The 19,931-nt window shown below is 37.0% G+C and carries 21 protein-coding genes; 1 reads left to right on the forward strand and 20 read right to left on the reverse strand.

Features of this window, described 5'->3' with window-relative positions; translation table 11 throughout:
* Positions 1–3: 3 nt before the first annotated feature.
* From tpiA to mdh, 13 genes are all read right to left on the reverse strand, one after another.
* Entirely contained in the window at positions 4–750 is a 747-nt protein-coding gene (gene tpiA, locus ACWZFG_RS04120) for a triose-phosphate isomerase (RefSeq protein WP_147670101.1), read from the reverse strand.
* Between the two features lie 66 nt (positions 751–816).
* Complete coding sequence (locus ACWZFG_RS04125; protein ID WP_177505011.1) at positions 817–2,004, reverse strand: phosphoglycerate kinase; 1,188 nt, start codon at positions 2,002–2,004, stop codon at positions 817–819.
* 72 nt (positions 2,005–2,076) lie between these two features.
* Positions 2,077–3,090: a type I glyceraldehyde-3-phosphate dehydrogenase gene (gene gap / locus ACWZFG_RS04130; protein ID WP_177505012.1), complete on the reverse strand. Its 1,014-nt coding sequence runs from the start codon at positions 3,088–3,090 to the stop codon at positions 2,077–2,079.
* Positions 3,091–3,573: 483 nt separating this feature from the next.
* Positions 3,574–4,932, reverse strand: a complete 1,359-nt coding sequence (gene scfB / locus ACWZFG_RS04135; protein WP_177505013.1) for a thioether cross-link-forming SCIFF peptide maturase — start codon at positions 4,930–4,932, stop codon at positions 3,574–3,576.
* A 343-nt stretch (positions 4,933–5,275) separates the two neighbouring features.
* On the reverse strand, positions 5,276–5,416 hold the full coding sequence (gene scfA, locus ACWZFG_RS04140) for a six-cysteine ranthipeptide SCIFF (protein ID WP_147670104.1): 141 nt from the start codon (positions 5,414–5,416) through the stop codon (positions 5,276–5,278).
* Between the two features lie 77 nt (positions 5,417–5,493).
* The gene (locus ACWZFG_RS04145; protein ID WP_455577134.1) at positions 5,494–6,531 is read right to left on the reverse strand and encodes a copper amine oxidase; all 1,038 of its coding nucleotides are present in this window, start codon (positions 6,529–6,531) and stop codon (positions 5,494–5,496) included.
* Between the two features lie 136 nt (positions 6,532–6,667).
* Complete coding sequence (locus tag ACWZFG_RS04150; protein ID WP_177505015.1) at positions 6,668–7,432, reverse strand: polysaccharide deacetylase family protein; 765 nt, start codon at positions 7,430–7,432, stop codon at positions 6,668–6,670.
* Positions 7,416–8,372 carry a DNA-binding protein WhiA gene (whiA, locus tag ACWZFG_RS04155; RefSeq protein ID WP_177505016.1) on the reverse strand — a complete coding sequence of 319 codons (957 nt, stop codon included), beginning with the start codon at positions 8,370–8,372 and terminating at the stop codon, positions 7,416–7,418. The genes ACWZFG_RS04150 and whiA overlap by 17 nt, the downstream gene beginning before the upstream one ends.
* Positions 8,373–8,378: 6 nt before the next feature.
* Positions 8,379–9,752: a gluconeogenesis factor YvcK family protein gene (locus ACWZFG_RS04160; protein ID WP_177505017.1), complete on the reverse strand. Its 1,374-nt coding sequence runs from the start codon at positions 9,750–9,752 to the stop codon at positions 8,379–8,381.
* Between the two features lie 11 nt (positions 9,753–9,763).
* The gene (gene rapZ / locus ACWZFG_RS04165) at positions 9,764–10,669 is read right to left on the reverse strand and encodes an RNase adapter RapZ (RefSeq protein WP_177505018.1); all 906 of its coding nucleotides are present in this window, start codon (positions 10,667–10,669) and stop codon (positions 9,764–9,766) included.
* Between the two features lie 109 nt (positions 10,670–10,778).
* Entirely contained in the window at positions 10,779–11,579 is an 801-nt protein-coding gene (locus ACWZFG_RS04170) for a Cof-type HAD-IIB family hydrolase (protein WP_177505019.1), read from the reverse strand.
* A 12-nt stretch (positions 11,580–11,591) separates the two neighbouring features.
* The gene (locus ACWZFG_RS04175; RefSeq protein WP_177505020.1) at positions 11,592–12,398 is read right to left on the reverse strand and encodes a Cof-type HAD-IIB family hydrolase; all 807 of its coding nucleotides are present in this window, start codon (positions 12,396–12,398) and stop codon (positions 11,592–11,594) included.
* A gap of 180 nt (positions 12,399–12,578) precedes the next feature.
* Positions 12,579–13,514: a malate dehydrogenase gene (gene mdh / locus ACWZFG_RS04180; RefSeq protein ID WP_147670112.1), complete on the reverse strand. Its 936-nt coding sequence runs from the start codon at positions 13,512–13,514 to the stop codon at positions 12,579–12,581.
* 348 nt (positions 13,515–13,862) lie between these two features.
* On the opposite strand from mdh, the gene ACWZFG_RS04185 reads away from it, so the two are divergent.
* Positions 13,863–14,366, forward strand: a complete 504-nt coding sequence (locus ACWZFG_RS04185) for a DUF3231 family protein (RefSeq protein WP_455577135.1) — start codon at positions 13,863–13,865, stop codon at positions 14,364–14,366.
* Between the two features lie 185 nt (positions 14,367–14,551).
* Here the strand turns inward: ACWZFG_RS04185 and rd are convergent, their stop codons facing one another.
* The 7 genes from rd to ACWZFG_RS04220 all read right to left on the reverse strand — a co-directional run bounded on the left by rd (position 14,552) and on the right by ACWZFG_RS04220 (position 19,874).
* Positions 14,552–14,716, reverse strand: coding sequence for a rubredoxin (gene rd / locus ACWZFG_RS04190; protein WP_147670114.1), 165 nt, complete (start codon positions 14,714–14,716; stop codon positions 14,552–14,554).
* A 210-nt stretch (positions 14,717–14,926) separates the two neighbouring features.
* A complete protein-coding gene (locus ACWZFG_RS04195) occupies positions 14,927–15,679 on the reverse strand; it encodes a TPM domain-containing protein (protein ID WP_147670115.1) in 753 nt (250 codons plus the stop codon).
* Between the two features lie 102 nt (positions 15,680–15,781).
* Positions 15,782–16,342: a LemA family protein gene (locus ACWZFG_RS04200; RefSeq protein WP_147670116.1), complete on the reverse strand. Its 561-nt coding sequence runs from the start codon at positions 16,340–16,342 to the stop codon at positions 15,782–15,784.
* Between the two features lie 90 nt (positions 16,343–16,432).
* On the reverse strand, positions 16,433–17,281 hold the full coding sequence (locus ACWZFG_RS04205) for a PHP domain-containing protein (protein WP_147670117.1): 849 nt from the start codon (positions 17,279–17,281) through the stop codon (positions 16,433–16,435).
* 261 nt (positions 17,282–17,542) lie between these two features.
* Entirely contained in the window at positions 17,543–18,172 is a 630-nt protein-coding gene (dhaL, locus tag ACWZFG_RS04210) for a dihydroxyacetone kinase subunit DhaL (RefSeq protein ID WP_177505023.1), read from the reverse strand.
* Positions 18,173–18,183: 11 nt separating this feature from the next.
* Positions 18,184–19,188: a dihydroxyacetone kinase subunit DhaK gene (locus ACWZFG_RS04215; RefSeq protein ID WP_177505024.1), complete on the reverse strand. Its 1,005-nt coding sequence runs from the start codon at positions 19,186–19,188 to the stop codon at positions 18,184–18,186.
* 20 nt (positions 19,189–19,208) lie between these two features.
* Positions 19,209–19,874: a class II aldolase/adducin family protein gene (locus ACWZFG_RS04220; protein ID WP_418627066.1), complete on the reverse strand. Its 666-nt coding sequence runs from the start codon at positions 19,872–19,874 to the stop codon at positions 19,209–19,211.
* Between the last annotated feature and the right edge of the window lie 57 nt (positions 19,875–19,931).

Consider the following 19,931-nt stretch of genomic DNA (forward strand, 5'->3'; position numbering starts at 1 on the left):
AAATTAAAATTTTACGATTTGACTGAAGTCTTCTGCTTTAAGAGAAGCACCGCCAACTAAAGCACCATCAATATCGCTTTTACCCATAAGTTCAGCAATTGTAGCAGGTTTTACGCTACCGCCATATTGAATTCTAACTTTATCAGCAGCATCTTTACCAAAATCTTTTGCAACAACGCCACGAATAAATGCGCATACTTCGTTTGCTTGATCAGAAGTTGCAGTTTTACCTGTACCAATCGCCCAAATTGGTTCGTAAGCGATTACAAGGTTAGAAACTTGCTCAGCAGTTAAACCAGCAAGACCAGCTTCTACTTGTGCCCCAACGAATTCATTTGTAGTACCAGCTTCACGAGTTTCTAAGCTTTCACCACAACACATAATTGGCACAATCCCACCAGCGATTGCAGCTTTTACTCTCTTATTTACAGTTTCATCAGTTTCACCGAAATATTCACGACGTTCGGAGTGACCGATAACTACGTATTCAACGCCAATTTCTTGTAACATAGGTACGGAGATTTCACCAGTGAAAGCACCTTTTTCTTCCCAATGTACGTTTTGTGCGCCAACGTGAACGTTTGTGCCAGAAGCAGCTTTAGTCGCAGCTTGAAGAGCAGTATAAGGAGCGCAAACTACAACAGTAGCTTTTGCATCTTTTACTAAAGCAGCTAAATCTTTTACTAATTTAGTACCTTGTTCCATAGTGTTGTGCATTTTCCAGTTACCCGCAATAATAGGTGTACGCATGTGAATAATCCCCCTAATAATTTTTATTTTATTTAAATTTATTTGTTGCTGATATTATTTAATCGCTTATTTATCTGCAAGTGCAGCAATTCCAGGTAATACTTTACCTTCTAAGAATTCTAATGTTGCACCGCCACCAGTTGAGATATGTGTAATTTTATCGGAAAGACCAGTTTTCTTAAGTGCGGAAATAGAATCTCCACCGCCAACGATACTAGTCGCACCAGAATCAGCTACAGCTTGTGCAACATCTTTTGTCCCTTGTGCAAAAGCATCCATTTCAAATACTCCCATAGGTCCGTTCCAAACAACAGTTTTTGCACCTTTTAAAGCGTCTACATATTTTTCAGAAGTTTTAGGACCACTATCAAGACCTAACCAACCTTCTGGAATTTCTTTAACATCAACGATTTGTGTATTTGCATCTGGAGCAAATTTATCAGCTGCAATAATATCAACTGGTAAAACAAGATTTACATTTTTCTCTTCTGCTTTTTTGATCAATTCTTTTGCTAAATCGATTTTATCTGGTTCGCAAAGAGATGCTCCAATTTTGTATCCTTTAGCAGCATCAAAAGTATGTGCCATACCACCACCGATAATTAATGTATCTACTTTTTCAAGTAAGTTAGAAATTACACCAATTTTATCAGAAACTTTCGCCCCACCAATAATAGCAACAAAAGGACGCTGCGGATTTGCTACAGCTTGACCTACGAATTTAATTTCTTTTTCCATTAAGAAACCTGCAACTGTAGGAATGTATTTTGTAATTCCTTCAACAGAAGCATGTGCACGGTGAGACACACCAAATGCGTCATTCACCGCAATATCAGCTAAGGAAGCCAATTGTTTTGCAAATTCAGGATCATTTTTTTCTTCTTCACTATGGTAACGAAGGTTTTGTAATAATAAAACTTCACCTGGTTTTAAATCAGCAGCCATTTTGCTTGCTTCTTCACCAACACAATCCGGAGCCATTTTTACTTCTTTGCCAAGTAATTCGCTTAAGCGTTTTACAATTGGCGCAACGGAGAACTCAGGAACGGGTTTTCCTTTCGGACGACCAACATGACAAGCAAGAATAACAGCAGCATTATGGTCTAGTAAGTAATTTACAGTTGGTAATGTAGCTCTGATTCTTGTATCATTTGTGATATTTTGTTCAGCATCCATTGGTACGTTATAATCGACACGAACAAAAACTTTTTTGCCATTGACATCAATATCAACGATAGATTTTTTGTTAAGCATTTATGTGCCTCCCTAAATTTAAAAATGGTCCGGCCCAACAAGGCCGGACCTTAAAGATCATATTTTTAAAAATTATGCAAGTTCAGCAAAATATTTAATAGTACGAACCATTTGGCTAGTATAGCTGTTTTCATTGTCATACCAAGAAACAACTTGCACTTGAGTATCGCCATTTTCCATAGGAGCTACCATTGTTTGAGTAGCATCGAATAAAGAACCGTATCTGATACCAACGATATCACTGGATACTAATTCTTCTTCTGTGTAACCGAAAGATTCGTTAGATGCTGCTTTCATCGCTGCATTGATTTCTTCTTTAGTTACTTTGCCTTTTACAACTGCTACTAAAATAGTAGTGGAACCAGTTGGAGTTGGAACGCGTTGTGCAGAACCAATTAATTTACCGTTTAATTCAGGAATAACTAAACCGATAGCTTTTGCAGCACCAGTAGAGTTAGGAACGATGTTAACTGCAGCAGCACGGGATCTTCTTAAGTCACCTTTTCTTTGTGGACCATCAAGAACCATTTGATCACCAGTGTAAGCATGAATAGTGCTCATGATACCACTTTGAATAGGAGCTAATTTGTTTAATGCATCAGCCATAGGAGCTAAGCAGTTTGTAGTACAAGAAGCAGCAGAAATTACTGTATCGCTAGCTTTTAAGATTTCATGGTTAACATTGTATACAACTGTAGGAAGATCGTTACCAGCTGGAGCAGAGATAACAACTTTTTTAGCACCTGCTGTAATATGAGCAGAAGCTTTTTCTTTAGAAGTATAGAAGCCTGTACATTCTAAAACTACATCAACGCCGATTTCACCCCAAGGTAATTCAGCTGCATTAGCTTTTGCATAGATTTTAATTGTTTTGCCATCAACAGTGATGGAATCTTCACCAGCAACTACTGTATCGCCTAAAGCATATCTTCCTTGTGCAGAGTCATATTTTAATAAGTGAGCAAGCATTTTAGGACTAGTTAAATCATTGATAGCAACAACTTCGTATCCTTCAGCTCCAAACATTTGTCTAAATGCAAGACGACCAATACGGCCAAAACCATTAATAGCTACTTTTACTGCCATTGTGTAAATACCCCCTAAAAATTTTAAAAAGTTTTCTGAGCTTTCTCAGAATTTTATTATTGACTGAATATGTATGCCAACAATGAAACATCAATTTTAAAATATAAATTGACAATTCATCACAATCATTGTCAATACAATTCAGACGAAAACCTCATTAAACTATACCTTCTAATTCTTCTTCATTCAATTAAAATATCCTGCTTTACTACGATATTTTTTTTGAATTTTATGAAAGAATTTATTTTTTTTAGTACCTAGAACCATTATTAATCATAATCTTTATTCTTCTTTCATGCAAGGTTTTTTTGTAAGAAAAACACGAAATTTTATGAAAAATAATTACAAAAATAAAAAACCCTAGTATATCATTTCATAAAAATCTTTTTTTATACATCATTACAAAAATAATCTTCAAATAAATGCAAATTATGAACATCCACGGTACAAATAGCACTTCTACTATCTAAATGAAAGCTTTTATTATTTCATCGCCAAATACGCTTGAATCATCAAAGCACATTCCATCCGTTTTTTCTGTAATTCACAACCAATTTTATAAGGCTTTTTAATATCATCACTAAATAAATCCGCATTTGCATGGCAACCACCACTACAGTAGAATCTAGCCCAGCAATTACTACATTCAGGTTTATTTAAGACATGTGCTTGTCTAAAATGCTCAATCATCTTTTTCTTCTTTACGCCTTCAAAAATAGTCCCTAACAAATACTGATCACGACCAACAAATTGATGACATGGATACAAGTCTCCATTTGGCGCAACTGCAAAATATTCATGACCAGCGCCACAGCCGCTTAAACGTTTGGCTACACATGGGCCATTATTAATATCCATATTAAAATGGAAAAATTCAAACCCTTCGCCATTTTCTTTACGTGTAATAAATTCTTTAGCTAAGCGCTCATACTCTTCATACAGTTTCGGCAAATGTTCTTCTTTTAATTCATAGTCACAATCTTTTGCAACTACAGGCTCTACCGATAATAGGGTAAATCCTTTATCCGCCATATCAAGTACATCCGTGGTAAAATCGAGATTGTACGCTGTGAACGTTCCACGTAAGAAATAATTTTGTCCATCGCGGGCTTTTACTAGCTTTTTAAAGTTAGCTAAAATCCCATCATAACTTCCTTTACCAGCAACATTCGGTCGCATATTATCATGTACTTCTTTGCGACCATCTAAACTTAATACTAGACTAATATTATTATCATTTAAATATTTAATATTTGCATCGTTTAATAATACGCCATTTGTCGTAAGCGTTAATTTAAATTCTTTTCCCGTTTCTTTTTCTCTTTTACGAACATATTCAACAACATGCTTTACTACTGGCATGTTCATTAACGGCTCGCCACCGAAAAAGTCCAATTCACAATGTTTACGTTGCCCACTATTTTCAATAATAAAATCAACTGCTTTTTCGCCAACTTCCTTACTCATTAAGCTACGGTCATGACCAAAGTCACCAGTTCCCGCAAAACAGTATTTACAACGTAAATTACAATCATGCGCTACGTGTAAACAAAGCGATTTAACTAAAGGTTTTGCACTAAAGGTTGGCGGTACATCTAAATCCGGTGCAAATAATTCTTTCCGCTCAACAAGTGTTCCTAACTCATCTACTGCTTCGATAAGATCAGCTTTGTCATATCGATTACTTAACATTTCAACAACCTTATCGCCGTTCGTTCCATCGTAAATATCCATCATATCATAAATCATTTTATCAATTACATGTACTGCACCACTATTAATATCCAACATAATATACATGCCATTTAGGTAAAACTTATGAATTCTTTCTTTGTCTCCCATGAAAAAAACTACCTCCCAAATATATAAACTTAATCTATACCACAAATTCCTTCAACCATTTGCTTTCTTAGACAGTACCGCCCCTATAAACAGAAGATTAGAAGGCTTTGGATTTTATCATCACACAAAACAAAAGGATGTTGCAAAATGCAACATCCCCTTAAAAGATTATAAACTAGCACGAAGATGAATTGCCGGCTGCTGAAAAGTGCTTAGATGCTAGGCGCACCGCAATGGCGTGAGGAATTCGTACGTCTGTACGTCGACCGAACCCATGAGGAGCAACGACGCAGATGAGTGCTTTTCAGCTGCCCGCGATTCATCTGTCCCCGCTACTAGATAACTACTTCGCGCAAACTTGGTTTCCCACTGTGCAGGAAGTTTTGCAAGCGGATTGGCAAGATGCTTGGCACTCTCCGCAACCGCCAGTATGTACTGTGCTTTGTAGTGAAGCTTTGTTCACAGTTGTAATACGTTTAGCCATAGTAAAAGTCCTCCTTAAAACAAAATCATGATACTTCATTTATTTTAGCCTTTTTTACTTAAGTTCGCAAGGGAAATTCATTCAACCGGTGCCAAAATAAGTTTTACCGGTAAGTTAGATGCTCCTGGTGGAGAGAACTCAATCCACAAAGGATGTCTATTTTCATATTTCCCCAAATAGGCAATTTCATCTACCTTTTTCTCCGTTCCAAAAAACGGCTTTTCACTCGGAGTTTCTATAACTGTCATATCATTAAACACATTGTCTTTCACGCCAATGGCGCCAGCATAAACTCCGCCTCTTGGACAGAGGTAATAATTTGTACTGGCTCTACCTTTTGTCGGGATATTGATTTTATATAAAATTCCATAATTGCCGTAATTCTCTGTAATACTTCCATCAGTAGCATCAATACCAGTACGATATTGATCAATTTTCCCATCTGCTAATGTAATTGAAACAATCCCATCTTTTTTAGGATCATATTCGCGTTCACTTTTAATAACTCTATCCATTCCGGTAAAAGTCCCACGAAGACCATGCTTATCTCGTGGTAAAACTTTCGCAGTTTTTAAAAATTCTATTGGATCTGCATTCATTGGCATAATTGCAACTGTAACTTTTACAGGTGTTTTTGCTTCAAATTCAAAAATTCCATTTACTAGCTCATCTTTATCAATTTTTTGTTGCTCCATCATTGGATGAATTACTTTACTTTGATTTGCTTTTAAATGTACATAGGTCATATATTTACCATCAAAAAAATCTTTTTGGGCAGTTTTTCCAACGTATAAATAATCTTTACTCGGTCCTGTCAATGCATAACGGTTAACAACAATACTCACTTTATCATCCGTTAGATTTTCCATTACTGCAACAACCTTTTTAGGTTTGTTCGTTGCATTTGTATGATAATAAAAAAGTCTTGTCTTTCCTTCTACTTTATCAGTATACAAAATTCCATCTTCTTTAGCTTCCTCTGGGCTATCAGAAAATAACAGCGTTCCTCCAGTATCAGCAGAACTTACTTCCCATTCATTCACATTGACAAGGTCCACACGTTTTACATTTTTATGCTGACTAGCTTCAGCAAATGTTGAACTAATACAAGTCATTGATATAAATAAAGCCAAAACCACTTTAACAAAAAACCCCATCCTTTTTACAATTCTCCCCTCTTTACAAACTGCCTATATTATATAATGTTCTTTTTCTCCTGTAAATGAAAGACGCATTGGTAAATTTACATAATTACCAACCCATATGCGCAGCAACATTTGCTCTCATAAAACGCAATTTAAATTCCGTCAATCCAAAAAACGGTTGTGGAATGTTAATTCGATGCAGTTGATAAGGATTTGTTGCAAAAGTATTAAGGCCTGTATCTCCAGTAAGTCCACCCAAATATTCACCATCTTTTAACATTTGTTCAACTTCTTTATCATAGCTTCCATTTGGATATGCCATAAAAAATACAGTTTTTAACCCTTTCCATTCTAAAAGTAGCTTTGATTTATCTATTTCTGATTTTTTCTCTTCACTAGATAACGTTGCTAAAGGCAAATGATTAGCCGTATGCGAACCAATTTCAATATTACGTTTTTCCAAATCCTTTAATTGATCAAGCGTTAAGTAACGTTCTTTACCAATTTCATTCACTACCATAAAAATCGTACCACGCATACCATATTTCTCCATGATAGGTACTGCATTTGTATAATTATCTACATATCCATCATCAAAAGTAATAATGATCGGTTTTTCCGGTAAGTTAAATTTACCTTTTTTCGCTTTTGCAAATTCAAGTAAAGAAATCGGGGCGTAGCCCTCTTCTTTTAAATATTTCATTTGCTCTTCAAAGTCAGCGATTGAAATACTATAATGATTATCTTCATCACTCACCATATGATAAGCCAAAATGGGTATTCCATCCGCTGGAATGCTCCCTAATACTCCAAATCCAATGGCGAAAGCAACAGCTAACGCAATTGCCGTTATTTTATACTTTACTTTCATGAATGTCACCTTCTGCTAATTCCATAGCGATTTGTTCTAATCTGCGCAATCTATGATTTATCCCTGATTTTCCCACTGTGTTTCCCATAACTACTACTAGCTCCTGCAATGTTGCTTCCGGATAATTTAAGCGCACCTTCGCAACCTCTTGCAAATTTTCTGGCAGCTTGTCTAAGCCGATTTTTTCTTTAATTAAGTTGATTCTCTCCACCTGCCTGCAAGCTGCATTTACTGTCTTTTGAAGGTTCGCCGTTTCACAATTCACTAAACGATTTACTTGGTTACGAACATCTTTTACATTTTTCGCAACTTCAAATTCAACTAAAGCTCCTTCAGCTCCAATGATGCCCAGAAAATCCATAATAGCATCACTATCTTTTAAGTAAATAATATAATCATTCTTACGGTCTGTGATACCAACTGGTAAATCAAATTTCTTGAATAAAGAAACTAGAACTTGCGCAAAACTATAATTTCCTGTAACTAATTCTAAATGATAATCACTCTCTGGCTTATTTACCGAACCTCCGCCAAGGAATGCTCCCCTTAAATAGGATTGTCGGCAGCATTCCCTGCGCAAAATGCCAACATCTTTCCCGACATTAAGGTTGTCTCCCTGCATAATTCCCAATGTGGTCAACAATTCAGTCACAAGCGGAGATGGTGCAACTTTGATAAAATAATGATTATTCTTTTTTAACCGACGCGCCTTGCTCACCATTACAGAAGTCTCAACTGGATAACTTTCTTTTAACAGCGTTAACGTTTTCCTCGCAATTGCAGCATTTTCTGTAGTAAAATTTAAGCCAAAATTTCTACCACCAATCAACATTGTTGCACCCATGCGCATCAATGCAGCAAGTTCAGCAATTTTACAGCATTCTGTATCACTGATAAACCGCGCCAATTCATTTTTAACCTCTGTTGAAAACGATGGCATTATGCTTCATTCCTTTTTAACTTTTTCTTTATTCTCTTTCTTTAATTGTTCTTTAAGAAAGTAATAATCAAATAACCCTACCTTATCCGTCCCCGTTCTAAATTTATAAATCATTTTCATAATAATATGCGACAACTTTCTTGGATCATGACGAACCAAATTCGTTTCACTGACGATATCGGCTTTTATCGTCCGAATCCCTAAAGACTCTATTTCTTCTTCGTCTACTCTTACAGGATACGCTTCTTCTCTTGCGTATACTTGTCTTACATCATTGCCTAATTCATGAGAATTGACGATGATATAATCAATAACGCCCATACCAACGTGGTCAAGGATAGCTTTTGCATGCATAGATGCAGTATAACCATCTGTTTCCCCAGGCTGTGTCATTACGTTGCACACGTAAACTTTCACTGCACTGCTGCTACGTAAAGCATCAGCGATACCATCAACTAATAAGTTCGGCATAATGCTCGTGTACAAACTTCCTGGTCCCAAAATAATTACATCTGCATTCAAAATTGCATCTACTGAACTCTGTACAGGATCTACATCAGGCGGATAAAGATGAACGCGTTTAATTTTCTTTCCCGCGAGAGGGATCTTTGATTCCCCTTCAACGATACTTCCATCTTCCATTGTTGCAACTAAACGCACTCTTTGTGTGCTCGCTGGTAAAACGCGTCCTTTTACCGCCAATACTTTACTAGCTTCAGTCAAAGCTATTTCTACATCACCCAAAACTTCAGTCATGGCGGCAATAAATAAGTTTCCAAAGCTATGTCCCTTCAAATCCCCATGTCCACCAAATCGATGCTGAAATAATTTTTCCATCAGAGGCTCTGTATCAGCCAGAGCAACTAAACAATTCCGTAAATCGCCTGGCGGTATCATACCCAAATCTTCACGTAACCTTCCAGATGATCCCCCATCATCGGCAACAGTTACAACGGCAGTAATATTATTTGTAATCCCTTTAATCCCCCGCAATAAAACAGATAAACCCGTTCCCCCGCCGATTACCGTTACTGCTGGGCCGCGGTTTAATTTTCGTTTTTCAAAAATCAAATCTACCAGTTTATCTGAACTTTCAGGAATTAACACACTGATTACCGAGCGAATAATCATCCTCGTTGCAAAGAGCATCGTAATCAATCCAAATAAAATAACCGTTATCCCTACGATTGCCGTAACTGTATAGTAATACGTTCCAGTCATCATATAAACGGTGCGGAAAATAAACTCTTCTAGATTGCCAATGTATTTATAGTTAAAAACAATCGCAATTCCAACACTTGCAACAATCGTACCAAGTGAAAATAAGAGCAGCCATCTTTTAAACTTCATTCCCGGATACAACCATTTCAATAAGTGCATTGCACTCCACCTCAATCAATTACAGCAGTTATTTGTGGGTGTTCAACCCCTTCATTTTTAAACACATCACGATGCTCAATATTTACTCTATAGCCTTTATTACAAAGCAACGTATAGACTCTATTCGCAATAAATACTGATCGATGCATTCCACCCGTACAACCAATTGCAATAACTAGCTGGCTTTTACCTTCTTTAATATAATTTGGCACCAAAAACTCTACTAAGTCATTTAGCTTTGCAACAAACTCTTTTGTTACCGGCCATTTCCAAATATACTCAGCGACCTCTGGCACAGCACCACTTTTATGACGCATAGAATCAATATAATATGGATTCGGCAAAAATCTTACATCCAGCATCAGATCGGCATCTAGCGGCATCCCATGCTTAAACCCAAAAGAAACAACCGTAATATTCATAGAATTAGATTCTGAAGAATTACCAAACCAACGAATAATTTTTTCTTTTAAACTGCTTTTCTTCATATCAGAAGTATCAATAATATGTGTTGCTCTAGCTCTCACTCTCGCCAAACGTTCCCGTTCTTTTGCAATTCCTTCACTAATTCTGCTATTGGGTGCCATCGGGTGACGACGGCGTGATTCTTTATAACGACGTATAATCGTTGCATCAGAAGCTTCCATAAATAGCATTTCATACTTCATACCGCTTTCATCCATGCTATCTAAAATATGTATCATTTTATCGAAGAATTCACGTCCTCGCGTATCAACAACAAGCGCGACTTTATGTACGCTTCCAGAAGAATGCGTACAAAGCTCTGCAAACTTAGGAATAAACATCGGCGGTAAATTATCAACACAAAAATACCCCAAATCCTCCATATGACGGCTGACTTGTGTTTTCCCTGCGCCTGACATACCAGTAATAATTACCAAACGAAAATCTTCCATACTTACCACCTCCATAATTCGCTTTTAATGAAAGCTACAACAATTATATGGCAAAAGTAAAAAAAAAGCAAAGTACAGAATTCTTCTTTCTCTACTTTGCCTAATAAATTTAATCGCCTAAAATATATTTTTCTACAGCGGTTGCAAAACCATCTGACTCTACATCATCCGTAATCGCATCAGCAACTGCTTTTATTGATTCAAATGCATTTCCCATAGCGACACTGAAGCCAGCATACCCAAACATTGCTAAATCATTATCAGAATCTCCAACTACCATAATTTCAGAAGGGCCAATCCCATATTCTCTTGCTAAAACCTCAATGCCCTTTGCTTTATTCATCCCTATTGATACAACATCAATACAATGATCTGAAGTTATCGGTGTATCTAATCTTCCTGTAAACCTATCACGCACTTTTGGAGCAATAGATTGAATCTGACCAGCTTTATCTAAAATAACCATCTGTACAATTCTTCTAGAATATTTATCCAACTGTCCTTTAGCTTCTTTTACATCAATTTTAAATACATTTTCGTACCCCGTCCACAAATCAGGTTTTATTTCATTTACATATAATTCATCATCAATATACCATTGAATATGCCAGTTATTTTCTAAACAGAATTCAATCGCTTCACGCGCAATTTTATCATCTATGTGATGTTCGAAAATCGTTTTACCATCACAAGATTTTATCACCGATCCATTACAGCTAATAATTGGTAAATTAAGGTTCACTTCCTGAGCGAATCTAACTGCCGCTTTATGCATCCGCCCTGTCGCGAACGTTACTTTTACCCCTTTTTCCTGCACACGTCGAATTGCTAGGGCATTCCGTTTCGAAATTTTCTTTTCTCCATTTAATAAAGTGCCATCTAAATCAGTAACAAGTAATTTTATTGCCATATAGTCACCATTTTAACCTTGCTTTTGTAATACGTATTTTCTGATTGCAACGGCTACGCCACTATGATTATTGTCTTCAGTTACAACTTTTGCAGCTGCTTTTGCTTTTTGATTTGCATTTCCCATTGCAACACTTAATCCTGCTGCTTTAAGCATTGGTAAGTCGTTATTAGAATCGCCTAATGCCATAACCTCTTCACGCGATAAGTTAAGCTTTTCAATCAACCGATCTACTGCCGCCGCTTTATTTACGCTCGGATGAATAATTTCAATATAGGTTGGCATAGATTTCACTGCTGTTATTCTTCCCGCAAATTGCTTTTCAAGCAAAGCAACAATTTCATCTGTCTGCACTTCATTATCAGTAATCATTAGCATTTTAGGCGGACGTTTCGCATAATCAGCCAAATTTTTCCCCACAGCATGCCCCTTTATCCCCGCTACACTTTCATAATACTTCGCTTTTTCATTATGTTCTTTAAAATACAAATTATCATCATCAATCGTTTGAATGTACCAATCGTTTTCTTGGCAAAGTGTAATAATTTCTTGCGCAACCCCTGTGTCTAAACATTGTTCATATAAGATTTCACCAGAAACAGATTTAATTACTGCACCATTATACGTAATAATCGGTACATCAACACCAAGCTGTTTTGCATAGGGAAGTGCTGATGGATACATCCTACCAGTCGCAATCGTGACTGTTACCCCCGACTGTACCGCCTCAAAAATTGCCAACTTATTCGCTTCAGATATTTGATGATCACGATCTAATAAAGTTCCGTCTAAATCACTAATGACTAGTTTTATTGCCATAACTTAAACCTCCTTACTTTATTTTTATCATTTATTATTATTTCATATTTATTTTTATTACTTTTTTATTATACGGGATTTATATTATCAATACAAGAGAAATAAATGGAGACTATTTGGGAATAGCATATAAAAAAAGCGACCTTAATAGGTCGCTTTTCATTGTTAATCAATTAAAAATTATTTTAAAACATCAGCTAATGCAGCATTCATTGTACGAACAGCAGCTACACTTGCATCAAATAATTTTTGTTCTTCTTCATTTAATTTAACATCAACGATTTTTTCAATACCGTTTTTACCAAGAACAACAGGTACGCCAACACAAACGTCAGTTTCGCCATATTCACCTTCAAGGTAAGCGCAGCAAGGAATTAATTTTTTCGCATCAGTAACGATTGCTTCAACAACAGTAGCACCAGCAGCACCAGGAGCATACCAAGCAGAAGTGCCAAGAAGACCTGTTAATGTAGCACCGCCAACCATAGTATCAGCTACTACTTTATCAATTGTTTCTTTATCTAAAAGTTGAGATACTGGAATACCTTTATATGTAGCAAAACGAGCTAAAGGAATCATAGTTTTATCGCCATGACCGCCAATTACCATACCATCAACGTCAGTAGGAGTGCATCCTAAAGCTTGGCTTAAATAGTATCTGAAACGGCTGCTATCAAGCATACCACCCATACCGATAATACGGTTTTTAGGAACGCCACTTGCTTTAAGAGCTAAGTAAGTCATTGTATCCATTGGATTGGAAATAATAACGAAGATAGCATTTGGAGAATATTGAAGAACTTGATCCACTACGCTTTTTACGATACCAGCATTTGTACCAATTAATTGTTCGCGAGTCATACCAGGTTTACGAGGAATACCTGAAGTAATAACAACCACGGAAGAATCTGCTGTTTTGCTGTAATCATTAGTGCAACCAACAATTGTAGTATCAAAATTCATCATATGAGAAGTTTGCATCATATCCATAGCTTTACCTTCGGATACACCTTCTTTGATGTCCAAAAGAACTAATTCACTAGCAAATCCTTTTAATGCAATTACGTTAGCGACTGTAGCACCAACATTACCCGCTCCAACAACTGTAACTTTCATAATAAATAAAACCCTCCTCTTATTTAGCAATGCATGTCCCTTTCCCTATAGAAAAAAAACATTTTGCCTACAACAAACCATAGAATCTATGGGATGAAGTCTCTCATTCAAGTATAGCAAATGGATTTTTAAAAATCAACAAGACAAGGTCTTTTTTCCGCTTTTTTAAGGAAAATAATATCAATAAATTTTGTGCATTTCTACGAAAAATTTGGTGATTCTATACCATAGGTACCTTGCTAAAATTTTAATAGTTTTTTGCAAAGTATCCATTTTTTCTCTTTATTATTTTAAATTTAAAGGAGGTCTATTATGTCTATCCTTGACAAAATCAACTCTGAAACTCGCATGCTTTTCAACAACTTCTTTGATAAAGAACCGTTAAACTATCTTGAAGCAGCCAGTCTATACGGAGTCGTCGCACAAGGGCGCTATAATGTAGCAATGCTAGAAATTCTCTATAATCATGCCCAAGATGAAGAATTGAAAGGCTTAATTAAAGAAGCGCTTAGCACCCAAACAAAAGCACTAATTGACCAGTCAGAAGAAATGCTACAAGAAAGCGGTTCACAAATTCCGTCTCTTACTTTTCGCCGTCGCACGCTGCACAAACGGCCGCTTGCTATTGATCCTGATGCAAAATTAAGTGACGCAGAGGTAGCCATTGCAATTGGTACAATGGCAAAAGCAGCTCAAACAGCTATGTTAGCAGCATTGCATCAATCTTATCAGCTTGATATAGCAATGATGTATCGCGAACTGCTTGATAAAGGATTAGATTGGGACTACAAGTTGCTTCAGCTTATGTTGAAACGCGGCTGGCTTCCAAGACTTCACAAAGCTTGTCACTAATTTTGTACAGCTTCATTCTGTACAATTTTTAATATCCATCTGCATCTTGGTCATATGTATCCAAGGAATTAGCCACTCGCCTGTGTCCTGTGGGTATAACTTTTGCTTGTAAAAATCAAAAATTTAAATGTAAATTAAGAATAAGATAAAAACAGCCTGCTGAAAATCAGCAGGCTGTTTTTATCTTATTCTTTTACTTCTTCAAATTCGTCTTTACCTACACCACAAAGAGGACAAACAAAGTCTTCCGGTAATTCTTCAAATAAAGTCCCTGGTTCAATGTTATTATCTACATCGCCTTCCGCTTCATCATAAACGTAACCACAAACTACACAAGCCCATTTTGCCATAAAAAATCCCCCTCTCCTTATTATGTATTCTAATATATAGATTATATTATTTTCAATAGAAAATCTACTGAAAATTTGGTAAAACTCAAAATAATAGAAAATTTATCTAAGAACTATCTCAATTTCATAACATTCGAATTTTACCGTTTCCACTATTATATCCTATTTTATTCTGAAATATCTTCACAATAAAAATTTTTTAAAAAATTTTTACCAATTACGGCTAGAGCCACCACCACCACTAGAGCCACCGCCATAACTTCCACCACCACCGCCGCCACCGCCACGCGACCGACTAATTAAGATGAGAAGCATCCGTGTAATTGCCCCGCCAAAAAACACCCAATCTATAATGAGTAGCAATACAAAGCCCGCGATCATAAGATAATCAACAAACCCCAAATCTTGGTTTGTTTCCAGTTGTTTTGCTTGTGCTGGCTTAGCTTTTCCATCAAAGGTTATTCCATATTCATTTGCCGTTACCTTAAGCAGTGATGCATATCCATTTAAAACACCTGCAGAATAATTTCCTTCACGGAAATATGGTAGCATATATTTATCTTGAATTTCACCCGTTTTACCGTCTGGCAAAGCACCTTCAAGACCATAACCAACTTCAATTTTTGACTTTCTATCTTCAACAGCGACAAGCATCAAGACACCATTGTTCATCTGTTTATCACCAATTTCCCAAGTCCGAAAAAGTTGTAATGCATAATCTTCTATTGCTTCCCCATCTAAAGACTTTATCGTTACCACGACGATTTGAGCTTTCGTTTGCGCTTCTAAACTTTTCCCCCATTGATTCAGCTTCGCTTTATCCTCTGCTGTTAAAACCTGTGCATAATCTTGTACATATATATTATTCGTCGGTTTAGACGGAATATCTGCTGCAAACACGCTGATTGAAAAGCTCAAAAAAGCGAAAATCGTCATCATAAATGCCAACCATTTTTTTCGCATTTCTTTCACCTACTTAAAAAACCGCAAAGTCGCTCCGCACAAAAACCTACACCTACGTAACCCTTTGGCAAAGCCGTATTCTTTGCGGCTTAATCTTCATTTTTAGAATTTCACTTGTGGTGTCTGTTTGCTTGCTTCATCCGCTTTAAAATATTCACGCTGCGAGAATCCAAGCATTCCAGCATAAATACTAGTTGGAATTGTTTTTACTTTTGTATTAAAGGATTGTACCACATCATTATAATCTTTCCGTGCAACTGCAAGACGATTTTCTGTTCCTGCCAATTCATCTTGAAGTGCTCTAAAGTTTTGATCAGCTTTTAAGTTCGGATAATTTTCTACAACCATCAATAAACGACTCAGCGCGCTGCTAAGTTCATTATTTGCTTCAGATTTATTTGCAACACCTTCAGCTCCAGCTAATTTAGCTCTTGCTTCAGATACAGCTTTAATTGCTTCTTGTTCATGTGCTGCATATCCTTTTACGGTATTTACTAAATTAGGAATTAAATCAGCACGACGTTGTAATTGATTTTCAACTTGTGCCCACTTGCTATTCACATCTTCATTTTGTTGTACAAGGCCATTGTAGCCCATGATAACCACAGCTGCAATTGCGATGATAATCGCTGCAATTACACCGAAAATAGTCCAACCTTTCATATAGCACCTCCGAAATTTGCAATTCATTTTCTTTAAGATCTTTCTCATTATATCATAAGCGATTATACCGTGTAAAAATTTTCTCACATCTTAATAACGGCAAACTTCTTTAATTCTTTCAAACCATGCATATGGAATCTGCAAGGACCCATTTCCTATTCCTAATTTATAGGAAGGACGATTATCCCCATGAAAATCTGTCCCACCAGTAGGGATTAAGCCGAATTTTTCCACCCATTTTTTTGCCAAACCTTCTTCCTCTGGTGTAAAGTTTGAATACATTGCCTCTAATCCGTTAAGCCCCATATGTTTTAATTCCTTTAACCATTTTTCTTTTTCCTCAATTGACAGCCCTTTTAATCCAATACCTTTGTGATAATGCGCCAATGAAGCAACCCCGCCTGCCTGGCGAATCATCACTATCGCCTCTTGGGTTGGTGTATTAATTTGTAATCCTTCTGTTGCTGGATTCAAGTATTCATCCCAAATATATTGCACATCAGCTTGTTTTTTATTTGCTGCAAAAAAACGCATAACAGCATAACGATCGAATTGATGATTCGCATAGGGTGTTATTTTTTCTCGCGATATATCTACCCCGCGTTTTTGCAAGCGTTCAAGAATGGTATCCAAGCATTCTTCCTTGGGCGCACGAATTTTTTTATATTGCTTTTTAAATTCAGAATCCTCTATATTCATACCTAAGCCTAAGATATGGAGCTTGCGCCCTTGGTAGATTGTGCTCATTTCAATTCCAGGTAAAATTTCGATGCCAACTTTATCTGCTTCTACCTTTGCTTCAGTATAACCAATCAAATTGTCATGATCTGTAACAGCGATTGCCGATAAACCAATTTCTTTGGCTTTTCTCACTAGCTCTGCTGGACTATAACTTCCATCAGTATATGTTGAATGTAAATGTAAATCTATCGTTTTCATCTTGATAACCTCTTTTCCCAGATATCTTACATGTACTTACTATTTTCATTTATCCGATGACTTACCCGCAAGGCGAGCGGCTAAGTCCTTGGATAAGGGCGATTAAGATTCAGATAAAGTAAAAATTCCATATGAATCAAGTCGACTTTACAAGATAATTATATCATCAATTCTCTAAAAGTCCTTGTTTATAGATGAAAAATATCTCCTAGTGAAATTCACTAGGAGATATTTTCTATATAAAGGAGAGAGGAGCTACATTTAATAGGTTTTCGCAATTCCTTGAAAAATATACATGACAGCTGTCGCACCCGGATCCTGCCGTCCAATTGATTTTTCACTATAATATGCTGCTCTGCCATGTACAGATTGCATTGTTTTTGTTTTTTCTACACCTGCCAGAGCCGCTTGATAAGCATCTTGATGTGCCTCAATTAAATTTTTTCCTTCGTGATTGGCAGCGGCTAAAGCCTCAACTGCTGGATGAAGTGCATCAAGCATTGTTTTATCGCCAATTTGACTTTGCCCCCTTTGCATAACGCCTTCAACCGCCGCCCGTCCCATGGCAACCAAATCTGCTAATGTCAATTCCTGCTTTCCTTTAGCTTTTGCGGATGCTTTAATAAAACAAGTAGATACTAATGTCCCCATCGTCGATGGAACTACCGCATTCATTTTCATTCCGAGCTTCATTAAAAATTTTCCTAAATCCGGTTCATCTAATCTATGCGCTTCTTCGGCAACTGCATGGAATCCGCTATACATTGTCAGTCCCAAGTCGCCATCCCCCATTGCACCATCCAGTTCAATCAAATGCTCTTTTGCCTCAGCCATAGTCGCTTCAATACTATCTAAAATTTTAATCAATATTTCTCCTGTCACTGTTTCCATCTAAACACCTCCTAGCGACTCTGTTCAAAGAATGGTGAATATGCCGGCGCATCTATCAATTCTTTTAATTCTTCATCTAGTTTCAAAAGTGTAATTGACATTCCTGCCATTTCAAGTGAAGTCGCGTATTCCCCAATATATTTACGGTGGATATTAATGCCCTGCTCCATCAATATCTGATGGGTCTTCCGATACGCTAAATACAATTCTTCTTTTGGTGTCCCACCCAATCCATTGACTAAAACCGCTACTTCATCTCCAGATTGATATGGCAAATCCTCAAGTATTTTTTTCAATATATCCTCAACTACACAATCTACCGATTGCAATTTCGTGCGGTGAATTCCTGGTTCACCATGAATCCCCATACCGATTTCCATTTCATCTTCACCGATACTAAACGTTGCTTTACCTGCTTCAGGCACAATACAAGGCGTAAGTGCAACACCCATCGTCCGCATCCGATCTACCGTTTTTTGCGCAATACGCGTAACCTCAGCTAACGAAAACATTTTTTCGGCTGCTGCACCTGCAGTTTTATAAGCAAAGAATAACCCAGCAACACCACGTCTTTTATCTGCTTTCTCCTTTGGTGCTGACGCTACATCATCCGTTACCAAAACTTCAGCAATTTCAATGTCATCCATCGCCGCCAAATCGGCTGCCATACCAAAATTCATAATATCGCCGCCATATCTTCCATATAAATGGAGTACACCTGCACCGTTATCAATCGCTTTATCCACTTCATACATAGCTTCTGCACTTGGCGATGCAAAGACATTTCCAACCGTTACCCCATCTGCTAATCCATAGCCTACATATCCTAAAAATACCGGCAAATGTCCCGAACCACCACCCGTTGCAATTGCAACTTTTCCCGGTTTCTTTGCATCAGCTCGAACTAAACAATGATAACTGTCATTGAGCATTTTTAATGATTCTGGATGCGCAAGTACAATGCCCTCCACTGTTTCACGAGCAAAATCTTCCGGTTTATTGATTAATTTTTTCAATCTCATCACCTCCAATGCATTTATTTTTTTAATAATTTTATTTCTTTTGGATACTCCCATTTTTGTAATTCCTCCAATGGAACCACTGGAGGTTCCTCTCCACCATTGATCGTAAGCGCACGATAATACACCTCTGCAGTTTCTTCTACATAATGCGCTTTTAACAAAGCTTCTTTCAACTCTTTATCAACCGCTAATACACCATGGCTTTCCATCAATACTGCATCAGAAATTTGCAAGGGTTCAACTATACTCTGGGCAAGTTCCGGCGTACCCGGGCGGCCATAATCGGCTACCGGAATATAGCCTTTTTTACATCCTAAGCCAAGAATTTCATAAATCACTGCTGGAATTGGTTTATGCAATACGGCAAAGGCTGTAGCAAATCTAGAATGCGTATGCGCAACAGCATGGACATCACTACGACATTTATAAGCCGCTAAATGCATTAGACTTTCACTTGTTGGACGCAATCCAGTTTCTGCTTCTATTACATTTGCTTCTAAATCAATCACACAAATATCATGATAACTTAACTCTTCACGATCAACACCTGTCGGTGTAATACATACATAACCAGTTTTTGGATCACGAACGCTAAAATTTCCCGCTCTATGTTTGCAAAGGCCAGAACGATCTGCGCTTAATGCATATTGAACAACCTGTTTTTTTAAATCTTCTAACATGATATATCTCTCCTATCTGCTCTACAAAATTTTCTATTCTCAAAACTCTTCTCTCAA

This window comes from Anaerosinus sp., from assembly GCF_965318445.1.

Bases quoted from the DNA above. Each gene is read 5' to 3' on its own strand.
- ACWZFG_RS04195 (WP_147670115.1), bottom strand. From the start codon at position 15,679: ATGCGAAAAAAATGGTTGGCATTTATGATGACGATTTTCGCTTTTTTG.
- ACWZFG_RS04200 (WP_147670116.1), bottom strand. From the start codon at position 16,342: ATGAAAGGTTGGACTATTTTCGGTGTAATTGCAGCGATTATCATCGCA.
- ACWZFG_RS04220 (WP_418627066.1), bottom strand. From the start codon at position 19,874: ATGTTAGAAGATTTAAAAAAACAGGTTGTTCAATATGCATTAAGCGCA.
- ACWZFG_RS04150 (WP_177505015.1), bottom strand. From the start codon at position 7,432: ATGAAAGTAAAGTATAAAATAACGGCAATTGCGTTAGCTGTTGCTTTC.
- ACWZFG_RS04145 (WP_455577134.1), bottom strand. From the start codon at position 6,531: ATGACTTGTATTAGTTCAACATTTGCTGAAGCTAGTCAGCATAAAAAT.
- gap (WP_177505012.1), bottom strand. From the start codon at position 3,090: ATGGCAGTAAAAGTAGCTATTAATGGTTTTGGCCGTATTGGTCGTCTT.
- rapZ (WP_177505018.1), bottom strand. From the start codon at position 10,669: ATGGAAGATTTTCGTTTGGTAATTATTACTGGTATGTCAGGCGCAGGG.
- ACWZFG_RS04205 (WP_147670117.1), bottom strand. From the start codon at position 17,281: ATGAAAACGATAGATTTACATTTACATTCAACATATACTGATGGAAGT.
- whiA (WP_177505016.1), bottom strand. From the start codon at position 8,372: ATGCCATCGTTTTCAACAGAGGTTAAAAATGAATTGGCGCGGTTTATC.
- ACWZFG_RS04125 (WP_177505011.1), bottom strand. From the start codon at position 2,004: ATGCTTAACAAAAAATCTATCGTTGATATTGATGTCAATGGCAAAAAA.
- ACWZFG_RS04185 (WP_455577135.1), top strand. From the start codon at position 13,863: ATGCTTTTCAACAACTTCTTTGATAAAGAACCGTTAAACTATCTTGAA.
- ACWZFG_RS04160 (WP_177505017.1), bottom strand. From the start codon at position 9,752: ATGCACTTATTGAAATGGTTGTATCCGGGAATGAAGTTTAAAAGATGG.
- ACWZFG_RS04175 (WP_177505020.1), bottom strand. From the start codon at position 12,398: ATGGCAATAAAACTAGTCATTAGTGATTTAGACGGAACTTTATTAGAT.
- scfA (WP_147670104.1), bottom strand. From the start codon at position 5,416: ATGGCTAAACGTATTACAACTGTGAACAAAGCTTCACTACAAAGCACA.
- ACWZFG_RS04170 (WP_177505019.1), bottom strand. From the start codon at position 11,579: ATGGCAATAAAATTACTTGTTACTGATTTAGATGGCACTTTATTAAAT.
- mdh (WP_147670112.1), bottom strand. From the start codon at position 13,514: ATGAAAGTTACAGTTGTTGGAGCGGGTAATGTTGGTGCTACAGTCGCT.
- dhaL (WP_177505023.1), bottom strand. From the start codon at position 18,172: ATGGAAACAGTGACAGGAGAAATATTGATTAAAATTTTAGATAGTATT.
- tpiA (WP_147670101.1), bottom strand. From the start codon at position 750: ATGCGTACACCTATTATTGCGGGTAACTGGAAAATGCACAACACTATG.
- rd (WP_147670114.1), bottom strand. From the start codon at position 14,716: ATGGCAAAATGGGCTTGTGTAGTTTGTGGTTACGTTTATGATGAAGCG.
- scfB (WP_177505013.1), bottom strand. From the start codon at position 4,932: ATGGGAGACAAAGAAAGAATTCATAAGTTTTACCTAAATGGCATGTAT.